Raw genomic sequence first — 13,056 nt, 5'->3', positions numbered from 1 at the left:
ATCTTTCCCTTGCAACTATATAATAGCACAAATAAATGATAATAGTTACTAATATGCTTTATTAAATATTCCCCATATTATTATTAATAATTTACCTATTTATATACCTGTAATCTTCAAAACAAAGGCTCCTAAAGGAGCCTTGATATTATCCTAAATTTTCAACCATTGCAAGATAAGAATCTACTTGTAAAGATGCTCCTCCAACTAAAGCACCATCTATATCAGGTTGTTCTAATAAAGTCTTTAATCCTTCAGGTTTAACAGAACCACCATATTGAATTCTTACTTGATTTGCAACTTCTTGACCATATAAATCAGCAATTACACTACGAATATATGCACAAACATCTTGAGCAATTTCATTAGTAGCTGTTTTTCCTGTTCCAATAGCCCATACAGGCTCATAAGCAATTACACTACGCGCTGCACATTTTGGACATACATCTTTAAAAGCGGCAACAGTTTGTGTTTTTACAACATCTTTAGTTGTTCCAGCTTCATATTCTTCTAAAGTTTCACCAACACAAACAATTGGTGTCATATCATTTTTTAATACTTGTAACATTTTAGCATTTACTGTTTCATCAGTTTCACCAAAATATTGTCTTCTTTCAGAGTGACCAAGAATTACCCATTCAACTCCAATTTCTTTTAACATTTCAACACTAACTTCACCAGTATAAGCTCCGCTATCTTTGAAATGACAATTTTCAGCAGCAACTAATAAGTTTTTAGTTCCTTCTTTGGCAGCCTGTAAAGCTAAATATGGAGTAGCAATTCCCCAATCAGCACTGTCAGACACTTTAGCATCTACAGCTTCAACAAACGCTTTAGTATCAGCGATTGTTTTGTTCATTTTCCAGTTTCCTACGATAATTGGTTTTCTCATTATAATCTCCCCTTATTATTTATCATCAATTGCAGCGATACCTGGAAGAACTTTACCTTCCATATATTCTAATGAAGCTCCTCCACCAGTTGAGATATGAGAAACTTTATCAGCATATCCAAGCTGCATTACAGCAGCAGCACTATCTCCACCACCGATAATAGTATTTGCACCATCTAAATTAGCTAAAGCTTCACATACAGAAACTGTTCCTTTAGCAAATGCAGGCATTTCAAATACACCCATTGGTCCATTCCAGATTACAGTTTTAGCACCAGCTAAAGCAGCTTTAATATTTTCAACTGATTTAGGTCCGATATCTAATCCCATATAACCATCTGGAATATCTCCTTCAACAACTTTGATATCTCCTTCTTCAGAGAAAGCATTATTAACAACTGCATCAACAGGTAAAATTAATTTATCTCCGGCTTTAGCAATTAATTCTTTAGCAATTTCAACTCTATCTTCTTCTAATAAAGAATTTCCAACTTTTTTACCTTGAGCAACAGCAAAAGTATATGACATACCTCCACCAACGATAACTTTATCAGCAATTTTTAATAAGTTTTCAATAACTAAGATCTTATCAGAAACTTTGGCTCCACCTAAAATAGCAACCATTGGTCTTTCAGGATCGTTTACAGCTTTTCCAATATATGCGATTTCTTTTTCTACTAAGAATCCAGCTGCACTTGGTAAATGAGCAGGAATACCAGCAGTTGAAGCATGTGCTCTATGTACTGAACCAAATGCATCTTCAACAAAAACATCACCTAATGAAGCCCAATATTTTCCAAGTTCAGGATCATTTTTAGATTCACCTGCTTCATAACGAGTATTTTGTACTAAGATTACTGCACCATCAGCAGCATTTTTAATTGCATCTTCTAATACTGCTCCTCTTGTAGCATTAACAAATGTTACAGGTTTTCCTAAATGTTTTTCTAAACAAGGAGCAACAACTGCTAAATCGTTTTTAGCTTTGTCTTCTTCTGTTTTAACTTTTCCTAAGTGTGAGAATAATACTACACATTTTGGATTTTGTTCTAATAGATAATTGATTGTAGGTAATGCTGCTACAACACGATTATCATTAGTAATTTCTCCAGTTTCTTTGTTTCTTGGTACATTGAAGTCAACACGGCATAAAACCACTTTTCCAGCGACTTCGATATCTTTGATTGTTTTTTTATCCATTTTTAATATTCCTCCATGGCTGAATTATATCACTGTTATTCATTGTTTTCAATTAATTTCATACAATATGATGAGGTGAAATGTATGAAAAATAACCAATTAATTAATATTGATAATTTACCAGAATTACTTAAACATGATTATACATTTATCGATTTAAGAGACCCTTTACAATTTAATAGATTACATCTGCATAAATTCATCAATATCCCTTATGATTCTTTTATTAATAATCCCCCTAAACTTTCTAAAAACAAGCCGATTTACCTAATTTGTTATAGTGGCAAAAGATCTTTAGAATTAGCTAAACAGCTTTCAATGCAAGGTTATAGCGCTTATAGCTTCAATGGTGGATTTTATGCAATCGAACACCCTATCAATAAACAATACTACTAAAATTTTATAACGGTGCGTTATAAAAACGTCCCACATATTTTTCTGATTTACTAACATTTATAATAATTTTAGGATCAACCTCTTTCAAAACTGTAATCACATCATCAACTTCATAACTAGAGACTATAGCTGTCAACATTGATATTGGCGCCTTAGAATATCCCCCCATTCCATCTAAAGCTGTAATACCATGATGAAATTTTTTACAATATACTGCCATTACATCATCTTTACGTTTTGTAAATATCTGCATCATTACCCGCTTATAACGAGTGTGAAAAGTAGATACTGTTTTAGTTGATAAAAATTGAAATAGTATTGAATATCCTGCTGCTTCAAAACCAAAAATACAGCCAAATACACTAAGCATCAATGCATTAAAGACAAATACTTGATTCCAAATTTCTTTACCACTTTTATTAGAAACATATAAAGAAATAAAATCTGTTCCACCACTCGAAGCATTTCCTTTTAAAGCAATAACAATACTTCCACCAAATAAAAAACCGCCAAAAATCACATTTAAAATTTTATCATCAAACAATGGTATTTGTGGTACCAGTGGTAAAAATAATGATGTCAAAATAACTTGTAATAATGAAAAAAATACAAAGCGCGGTGATATTTTTTTAGCACAGAACAATGCCACAGGTATATTCAAGCACAATAAACCAATCGAAGTAGGAAAACTTCCGCCAAATAGTTCTACGATCATGTCAGCCATAATAGCAATCCCCATAAAGCCACCTGATAAAATTCCTGCCGGACGCACTAGATTCTTAGTTGCAAACGCCATGATCATTGATGATAATAAAACAGCCCCAAAACTAATCAAATATTTTCTTTTTTTTAAATCCATTTTATAAATCCCCTTTTTCCTGCTCCGATTATAGCACAGTGATTGTATTAATTAAAGAACAATCATAATTATTTACATTAAAAATAATAAAAATAATAACTTACACTTTAAAGCAGCTTATACCTTCTTAACTGTTCTTCAATTTCACACTCATCGATCATACAGCGACATTCACTAAGTTTAATTGCTGGTTTTGTTTTACCATGATAATCACTGCCACAAGTAATTAAAAGATGATTTTTTTTACCAAAATTATAAAAATACTCAACCGTTTCTATACTATGATAATTACTAAAAGCTTCTACACCTTCAATACCAAGCTCTACCATCTCATCAAATAACTCAAATCGTCCTTTCAAATTATTACCAGGATGCGCTAAAACAGCAATACCGCCATGCTTTTTTATCAAGTTAATTGTTTTTTGTAAACTCGGATAAATTATTTTAGTATAACACGGTTTCCCTTGTGCATAAAAATCCCAATAAAAATTAACGTACGGATTATCACTGCGTTCACCACCATTTCGATACGGCCTCAATAACGGATGATCTACGTAGCGCTGATCATTTAACAATACTTCTCCTATCATCTCACCGGTATATATCCCACTATCTGTTAAACTTTCTAATGCATTTAAATCTACATCAAATCCCATTTTATTTATTAACTTTACTTTTTCTTTAGAACACTTTAATTCTTGATCGAAAACGTTTTTTTCTAAAAGAAAAAAATCTTCATGATGATGATCTATACCATAGCCTAGAACATGTAAATCGATTCCGTTATATGTACAATCAATCTCAATTGCCGGTATATACTGAATATTTAACTTTTTTGCTATTTCTTTAGCCACATCAATTGCTTTAACACTATTATGATCAGCAATAGCCATAATTCTAATACCAGCTTGATAACATTGTTTCACTAATTCCTCTGGTATAAATTCACCATCACTGCTATATTTTGAATGCATATGCAAATCAATAAATTTTTCCATTAGCCTTCTCCTCTTATTTTATTTTTTAATACTTCTATTGCCAAATGATATAAACCCGCAAATATTAATTCATCTAAATTATCAATATTTATAATTTTAGGACAATGTTTTCTAGGTACATATTTAATCAAATCACTACTATCAAATTTTTCAAAAACATCACTACATATTCCCACAATTTTTGGATTTATTACACAACAAATCGTCGCTAACTGTTTTAATAACAAACCATGAGGATCACTTTCTAACATCCTATCCTGCTGATAGTGCGAAATAAACGGCAAATATGATAATTCACCAGCAAAATTTGTAGCTCCTTTACACAAATGACGATCAATTAATATTCCACAACCAATATATTTGATTTTAGGCTGATACATCAAAACAATATTTTGAATTTCAGGATAATGATCTGCAAAGCCGATACTAGCAATATTAACATCGTTTTCGATTATCACCTCAAGATCAAACCGCTCATTGATCAACGCAAATAAATCAATATTTACCAGTTCATCGAAATCACAAATATCTATTTTACCATCCTGACAAACTCCAGGAACACTTAAAGCTAAAATCTTTATTTTGTTGTCATTCCCTAAAAAATCAGCAATTATTTCTAAAATATCATTTACTATTTGTTTCTTTTTAATAATCTTTTTTTCTAATTTCACATTTCCTAAAAGATCAACTATATTCACCATAAAACAACAGCCCAAAACTTCTTTTTTTAAAATTATCCTTAACAAATGATAATAATCTTTATTTAATACATACTGTTTTGATTTTCGTCCCCCTGTTGATTTAGCTTCACCAGCTAAATATATCTCCTGATGTTCTAATAAGTACTTCAATATATTAGTTGTAGCTGCTAAAGAAAGTCCTGTTTGTTTTGCTAGTTCATTTTTTGTTATTACTTTTCCATTGTAAAAACATTGTCTAATTTGATGAATGTTATTTGTCTTTAAATCTGTTACTTTAGTCAAATATCTCCCTCCCATAACTTTCGTTATATCGTGTTGAAAGTTTATGATTTTATTATAGCAATAACATTATCAATGTAAATATTTTATTCACAATTATTTGGTACATTATGTAAGAGGTGAATTTAATGTCTAATTCCTTAACTACAAAACGTATTCTTGCTAGATCATTAAAAGAATTGTGTCAGCATCGAAATTTTGAAAAGATTTCAATAAATGATCTTACTAGAAATTGTAATTTAAACCGCCAAACATTTTATTATCATTTCCAAGATAAATACGACCTTTTACAATGGCTTTATTATGATGAGTTATTTAAAGATATTGAAAATATCGTTACTTTTAATAACTGGGATCAATGTCTACTTAAAGTATTAAAAAAAATTTACCGAGAAAAAGATTTCTATATCAATACCATTAATACTAATGGACAATATTTTTATCAAGATTTCTATGATTTATCCCAAAAATGTTTTTATGATGCCATTACCAAACTAGATACAAATAATAATATTTCAAATCAAGAAAAGCTATTTTTTAGTGAATTTTATACTTATGGAATTTCTGGAATTATTTTACAATGGATCAAAACAAATATGAAAACCCCACCTGAAAAACTAGCTCACGATTTAAAAAAAATCGCTACTCAAAGCGAAATATTTGCTGTAGAATTATTACATAATTAAGAAGTTGAAATTCAACTTCTTTTTTAAAAAAATAAAAAGATTTCATTTAACGAAACCTCTTTAATCAACTATTTATTTTTATTTTTCATCTTATAAACAATAAACCCAACTACTACTATTACCGCTACTACCATCAAAATGATATATGGTGTAATATTTGTACTATCTCCAGTTAATACTGCATTCATTTCAATCACCTCTTGTTACTATTCTACATCTAAATCAATTTATGTGCAAATACTTTATATTTTATTTCTTTTTCAAATCACGTTTACAAATAAATGATGTAATGATTGCTGCTACGGGAACACATATTACAATACCAATAGACCCGGCAATTCCTTGTAATAATTCTATGGCTATCGAATCATTATTGATAAATTGAGTAAAACTTATCCCATAAGAAAAAACCAATAATAATAAATTCAAAGAACTTCCTGTAAATGCTAAAATCAAAGTATTTGCCATTGTTCCCATTGCATCTTTTCCTACATTCATTCCTGAAGCAACTAACTGTTTAAAGGTTAAATTAGAATTAACCACATATATCTCATTTACTGATGAAGCAATTGACATCGCTACATCCATTACTGCACCTAGCGACGAAATAATGATTCCAGCCACCAATAAGCCTCGAATATAAAACTGATTATCTCCAGAAATCAACATTAACGATTCTGCTTCAGTCATATTAAAACCACTCAGATGTCCTAAAACTTGAACTAAATAAGCAAAAACTCCTGCAACCGTTACTCCAATAACTGTTGCAATAATTGCCGAAACTGATTTTGTACTTATTCCATCAAACACAACAAAGCACACTAAAGCAATAATACTCACCACACCAATTGACACTAAAATTGCATCATACCCTCTAGCTACCAAAGGTATCAAAATCATTACTATCCCGATTATTGCAAACGCTAATCCTAATACAGCTTTAAATCCCTTTATTCCTCCGATAAGGCACAATAAAGCAACAAAAAGTATTATACTAACCAAAATCGTATTAGTACGATCGTAATTATAAATAGCTACATTATAGCTATTATGAGTATTCTCTAAAATCGTCACAATAATTTTAGTTCCTTTTTTTACAACTATATTATGAAGCTGGCTCACTTCATTTGTAACATCATGTACTTCACCTTTATGCTCTCCTTCAGTTATTTTTAAACTAACTTCTTGACTTCCTAGCTGTAAACCACTTTTATCACTAGTTTCTAATTTATCATCTTTAACTTCTAAAACAACTGCTTTTACATATTTACCAGCACTAGATGATTGATAATCTTGGTTATTCTGATTAATCATATAAATAGCACTAATAAATATAATAATCACAATACTTAGTAATGTTATTTTTATTAGCTGTTTTTTAGTTATTTTTTTTACTTTTAACTTCAATTTTTTTCCTCCAATGATAAAGACGCCACATTGTGGCGCTTTATCAGCTTAAATTTCTTTTTTTCTAATCAAACTATATCCAAATATACTTATTATTGCCATTATTAAAAGTAATTCCTGATTACTATTATCTCCTGTTTCAACTGCTTTATTTTTATTAGTAGTTTCTGTTACAGTAGGTTTAGCAATTTGATCATCTCCAGGTTTTGTAATTTCATTTTTAGAAATTTTTTCAAGTTTTTCTATAGCTTGTTTAATTGCTTCAACAGCATGATCAACTTCACTTTGAGTGACATTCAAATCAGCTAAAATTATTTTACCCTCATTGATTACTTTTAGATAATTTGCATAACTAGAATCACTATATCCATCACCAGCTAACATCTCATTGATCAACTTTTGTAATTCACTCTTGTCTATTTTACTTACTGTTTCTAATCTAATTTCATTACGATCACGAACTCTTAAACAAACACCATCTGGATTATTATATATTACTCCAATTGCACTAACTTCGTTACCTACTTGAATTACATCACTTGTATCTACTTCAGGATTAATATAGCCATCAACAAATATTCTAAATCTAGTCCCTTGATCATCTTGAATCCAACAATTATCTAAGATACCATCGACAATACTTACTTCTGTTACTCTCCCCTTAACTTTAGCTAATAATCCACCATAATTTTCATAATCATTAGCCTGTATTAAACTTAATTCAGTTGGATCTAACGGATCAACAGCATCATCTATTATCTCATAACCATAAACACCGCTATTACCAATCTTTAATTCTTTATCTCCTTGATATTCATCAACATATCCAACTACACGTACTTTATTACCTACCTTGATACCACTGCCATTAGCAATTGGAAAAATATCAATTCCACCAGTTTCATCCTGGATATAAATTGTATCAAAAAACGCATTTGGAGCTTCACTACCTGCAGTAACAATTCCTTCTACTGCATAAATATCTCCAAGTTGTCCATTTTGACGAACTTCTGCAATACTTGTTGTGGGAACACTCACTTTTACACTATCTAAAATATTAGTTACGATATTATAATTTATATATTGCAAGTCATAAATATTATCCATGTCTGCCTTAACTTCAAAATTTGATAAGAACACTGTCCCAGCTGTAAACACCTGTCCTTGTCCAACTTGTTCAGCTGCCAGCATTGTTACATCACCTTTTTTTACTACAGCTGTATTTTCATCATACGGTGCAGTGGCACTTAGTACTGGTTTATCACTTTCATATTTACTATTACTTTTTCTAGAATTTATACTATAAGTTGTGTCAAACCCTTTAACCAGTGCTTCACCCTTGCCAGGATTTACTGAACATCCTGAATAAACGCTGTACTCTTGTTGATCAACTACCCCTGCTAGCCATTTTGAATCTCTATTATATGTTCCTTTAAGTTTTAAACGATAACTTTGACCATCATTAACTTCTTGATCAATTACTTCATCACTATTAATTGACATCGATGACCCAATTGTTTTTAATAACGTATTAATTTGTGTACTTGATGTGTATGGATCTTCATTTGCATCTTGATAGTCAGCTAACGCACATGTTATTACAGTTCCACCATTATTTACATATTCAGCAACATCTTTCATAAATGATTCTTCAAAAACACTCGGCTGCATTCCGTCACCACTAGTAGATGTCACTTTTTTCATTGGCGCCGTTACTACCAATAAATCTGTATCTTTCAATAATTTAGCATCAATTTTATTAGTTTCTATTCTTGCCTGAACACCTTGATTCGCACATAACTTGATAAAGTTATCCATATTCCCACTATAATATCCATTTACATAATCATTAAAATGTGTCCCATCAATCACAACTTTTGTAACTGTACTTGGATCAGCAACATCTAATTTAACCAAACCATTATAAGTCTTATCTACTCCATTGATCATTGCCTTTAAAACTACATTGATCGTTGTTTCTCCATTTACAGAAGGAATATATGTAAATTCATCTGTCGTTGTTTTTAACGATTCTAGAGTCGCCCCATTAGTAAGTTCACTACCATCAATACTACGAATAACATTTCCATTTACAAAATATTCAATTGATTTAATTATCATATCGACATTTTCATTATTATATAGTGTTGTAGTAATTCCAACATTTTCATTTTTAACAGGTAATTCAGTATCGCAAGCAACACTAGCAATGCCCGCTTTTTCCACTTCGCCTGTCCATACTGGTGCCGTTACCGCGATATCTTGATCTGGCTGGGTTACTCTTAAATAATAATATGAATAATTATTAGGTAGATCAAATGTTACGGTTCCTTCATTTTCAGAAATCGTCTTACTTGCAGCAACGATTCCTCCATTTACAATTACCTCTACAGTTCCAATTGCTTTATCTGTAGGATCACTAATTTTAGCACTAAGGTGAACAGTTTCACCGGCATCATACACTTCACTACCCATTATTTGATCATTTAAAGTATAATAAATGTTCAAATCATTATCTTCTGTTGCATAAACACGACGTTTATTTAAAGCATCATATAAACTATTTTCATCTAATGTTTGCGCTAAAATAACTGAACGAGTTGTATTTGCATCACCCCAAGCTCCTTTATGATTATCCTGGTTATTCGTTGGTGCTACATGCCAGCCTTTATCTAACGCTCTTGTATAATATTCATATGATGGAAAATAACCACCGCTCCTTACAGCTCCTTCACCATTACCAACTTCAATCAAATTAATTCTTGCATCGTTTTCAACACTATAATTTGTAAAGTCATAGAAATCCCCAAAAGTTGTTCCTGGGTGATTAAATTGAGAAATTGATGTCTCGGCACTAACTAAACGATCACAGTATTGAGCTAACCCTGAAGGATTGCTTGCTGATTGTTTTTTATTTTGAAAAATTGCATTATTTCGATTTTCAAAACCAGCTGTGTTGAAAGTATTAATATGTCCACTACCATCACTCCATGTCATCTCATAACCATAGACTCCTAAAAAAGTTGATCCGGCGCTAGTAATATCATTATTAGCAATTTTTTGATCAGTAATATTTTGGGCTGTGGCTTTACCAGTTGCCCATTTTTCATTATTTGCTGAATCATTGATTGAAGCTTCATAATTACTACCTTCAAATGAGTTAGAATGATCAGTAACTGCTAAAAAATCTAAATTTTTAACTTTTGAAGCATATTCAAAAGCACTTTCAACTGATCCTGCCCCATCAGATAAATTTGTGTGAGCATGTAATTGACCAAAATAAGTATTATATGTTCCTGTAAATACTTCATGGTATGTATATGTTATTTCCTTACTTGATTCACCATTTAAAATAGCATATGTTTTTAATGTTGCTGGTAAAACTGTGATCGTAATTGGCTCTTTATATTCAAGATACTCACCATCATTTAACTTATACATGATCTTAGCATCTGAAGTAGCGCAGGATAATGTGATTTTACTATTCAATTCTAATTCACCACTGCCTTGACTAGCTACAACACTGGCAATCTCTTCACTTGGCTTATCTGCCACTTTAGTTACATCATCAGCATTCAATAATTGTAAAATATATGAGCCGTTATATCCCTCTAAAATTCCTTTTATATTGATAACATTGTTTTGGGTAATCTTTTTTGCTAAGATCTCATAATCGTCACCACGACGTGAATCTAATTTGGCATTTAGTGTATAACCATCCTTAAATAAAGTTAGATTAGTATTGTTATAATTATCTTTAGACATACTATTTACAATAACTTCATCTAAAGCTACATATTTTCCACCACACATATCACCAATTTTATCCAGTGTTACAGTTGTAGCTAAAACTTCATTTTTATTGCTTATGATTTGAACATCCGTTACTTCTAATTCACATTTACCACTATAATACTTAGTAACTCCTTTAGCGATTACTTCATCACCAATTTGAATCTTTTTATCTTTTAAAACTGCATCCCCATATAACATGATTCCGCCTGTAGAATCTTGAATATATTGACCTAATGATGCATTATCATATTTACTTGTAGCAATGCCTTTAACTGTAAATTCATTATTTTCACCATTACGAGCTTCATTTATCGTACTGTATTTTTCTGTAAATTGATATACCTTTACATCACTGTCTTCTTTACCATCTAAAGTTGCCCAAACTTTGATCGTACAAGGCAGCTCGTTTAACACTGGTGGGTTATTTGGATCATAAACCCTAGCCTCGTCATTTCCAATCTGATAGTAGATCGTTGCTAAAGGCGTAGCACAACTCATTGATAATTTTGTCTTTAATGCTACCTGGCCACCATTTGGAACAATAATTACATTACTTACTTTATTACCCAACAATGCCGTTAATGTAATGTTATTTAAATAACAAGTAGCTCCACTACTATTAACATCATCACTTGGAACAATCCGAATATATCTAGCCTCGCTAGGTATACTTAAATATGTATTATCATTCCATGATATTGCATTTAAAGCCCCAGAGGTAGCAGTAATCTCAAAATTACTTTCACTAACTTTTTTATATTCCAAACCATCTTGTGAATATAAAACATGCCACTCTTGATTCATCGTTTTTGAACGACGCATGCTAAAACTAATCTGTAAATCTTCATAACTCGAATCTGGTATTTCAATTTGCCAGTATTTACTGCCCGCTTCACCATCAAAGCCACTAGCTGCTAAAAAATAGCTTGCACTATTTCCCCAGGTTCCTGTGGCATTTGTAGTCAAATTAAATCCTTCTCCAAAAGTAGCTGGAATTACAGATTTTTCTGGTACTGTTTCAGGATTACTATCTATATTCCAGTTTGCGATAGTCTGTCGCTGTTCTTGAGCGTTAATAAAATTTAGATTTCCATACATTATGGAAAATATCATCACTAAAGACAGTAGACAAATACTAATTTTATAAAATTTCTTTTGCCATATCATTATTTTTCTCCTTTCATTTTCATATAAATTATAATCATCTCCTTTAAATCAAAATACCAAGTTTATGTAAAGTTTTAATCAATTAATTTATAAGATTTTTTATTATAGTTTTAAAAAATAAATATTTATGCTATTAAAATCATATTCACAGATATTTTTGTAAAAATATATCTTACCGGAGATAATGGGTTTGATAATAATTTGCTTCAAATAGTGTAAAATATTTTGCAAATAAACAAATTAAAAATTATTCATATGAAAAAATATCAAATTCTCATACAAAAAAAGAAACTTAAGTAAAAAGTTTCTTTCATCGACTAACCAATTATATCCGATTTATTGCTCGAATCATTAATTCAAATACTTCCCTTCTGTTATGAAGTGACCTTTGTCAAGTGAAAATTACACATTCATAATAAAATTATTTAATTTTATCATCAATGGCATACAAAAGCCCCAAAATACTAGATTTATCGACAGTTAACCACTCTGTTATACGGAGATTGGCTACTCCAAGGTTAATGGTTCGTCAAATAAGTTCTAACTATCTTTAAGCGTGGATCATCTATAATTTCTGATATTCCAGATCGCGACTTCTTTTATATCTTATTTATGCCACAAAGAAAGGACCGTAGATAACTAAACCTGCTTCTCCTTTTTTGAGGCTTTTCTATGC

10 protein-coding genes are annotated in these 13,056 nt (G+C 30.9%); 2 read left to right on the top strand and 8 right to left on the bottom strand.

Going from position 1 to position 13,056, the window contains the following annotated elements; genetic code table 11:
* Positions 1-148 precede the first annotated feature (148 nt).
* Together tpiA and BR82_RS0108065 are read right to left on the bottom strand one after the other, a co-directional pair.
* Positions 149-892: a triose-phosphate isomerase gene (tpiA, locus tag BR82_RS0108070; RefSeq protein WP_027089780.1), complete on the bottom strand. Its 744-nt coding sequence runs from the start codon at positions 890-892 to the stop codon at positions 149-151.
* A 15-nt stretch (positions 893-907) separates the two neighbouring features.
* A complete protein-coding gene (locus BR82_RS0108065) occupies positions 908-2,092 on the bottom strand; it encodes a phosphoglycerate kinase (RefSeq protein WP_027089779.1) in 1,185 nt (394 codons plus the stop codon).
* A gap of 84 nt (positions 2,093-2,176) precedes the next feature.
* On the opposite strand from BR82_RS0108065, the gene BR82_RS0108060 reads away from it, so the two are divergent.
* Positions 2,177-2,488, top strand: a complete 312-nt coding sequence (locus BR82_RS0108060) for a rhodanese-like domain-containing protein (RefSeq protein ID WP_027089778.1) — start codon at positions 2,177-2,179, stop codon at positions 2,486-2,488.
* Positions 2,489-2,492: 4 nt separating this feature from the next.
* On the opposite strand, the gene BR82_RS0108055 is transcribed toward BR82_RS0108060, so the two are convergent.
* From BR82_RS0108055 to BR82_RS0108045, 3 genes are all read right to left on the bottom strand, one after another.
* Positions 2,493-3,347 (bottom strand): YitT family protein, encoded by an 855-nt coding sequence (locus tag BR82_RS0108055; RefSeq protein WP_027089777.1) that lies wholly within the window; start codon positions 3,345-3,347, stop codon positions 2,493-2,495.
* A gap of 107 nt (positions 3,348-3,454) precedes the next feature.
* Entirely contained in the window at positions 3,455-4,345 is an 891-nt protein-coding gene (locus BR82_RS0108050; protein WP_027089776.1) for a PHP domain-containing protein, read from the bottom strand.
* A complete protein-coding gene (locus BR82_RS0108045; RefSeq protein WP_027089775.1) occupies positions 4,345-5,328 on the bottom strand; it encodes an ROK family protein in 984 nt (327 codons plus the stop codon). The genes BR82_RS0108050 and BR82_RS0108045 overlap by 1 nt, the downstream gene beginning before the upstream one ends.
* Positions 5,329-5,453: 125 nt before the next feature.
* Between BR82_RS0108045 and BR82_RS0108040 the strand changes: the two genes are divergently transcribed.
* On the top strand, positions 5,454-6,011 hold the full coding sequence (locus tag BR82_RS0108040; RefSeq protein ID WP_027089774.1) for a TetR/AcrR family transcriptional regulator C-terminal domain-containing protein: 558 nt from the start codon (positions 5,454-5,456) through the stop codon (positions 6,009-6,011).
* 68 nt (positions 6,012-6,079) lie between these two features.
* On the opposite strand, the gene BR82_RS0108035 is transcribed toward BR82_RS0108040, so the two are convergent.
* The 3 genes from BR82_RS0108035 to BR82_RS15445 all read right to left on the bottom strand — a co-directional run bounded on the left by BR82_RS0108035 (position 6,080) and on the right by BR82_RS15445 (position 12,380).
* Complete coding sequence (locus BR82_RS0108035; RefSeq protein WP_027089773.1) at positions 6,080-6,199, bottom strand: hypothetical protein; 120 nt, start codon at positions 6,197-6,199, stop codon at positions 6,080-6,082.
* A gap of 61 nt (positions 6,200-6,260) precedes the next feature.
* Entirely contained in the window at positions 6,261-7,418 is a 1,158-nt protein-coding gene (locus tag BR82_RS0108030) for a YibE/F family protein (RefSeq protein WP_084300776.1), read from the bottom strand.
* 48 nt (positions 7,419-7,466) lie between these two features.
* On the bottom strand, positions 7,467-12,380 hold the full coding sequence (locus BR82_RS15445; RefSeq protein ID WP_027089771.1) for a CehA/McbA family metallohydrolase: 4,914 nt from the start codon (positions 12,378-12,380) through the stop codon (positions 7,467-7,469).
* Between the last annotated feature and the right edge of the window lie 676 nt (positions 12,381-13,056).

It is taken from the genome of Thomasclavelia saccharogumia DSM 17460 (genome assembly GCF_000686665.1).
Taxonomy (GTDB): domain Bacteria; phylum Bacillota_I; class Bacilli_A; order Erysipelotrichales; family Coprobacillaceae; genus Thomasclavelia; species Thomasclavelia saccharogumia.
The sequence above is the reverse complement of the archived record's forward strand: the minus strand, read 5'-3'. Positions and strand labels throughout refer to the sequence as shown.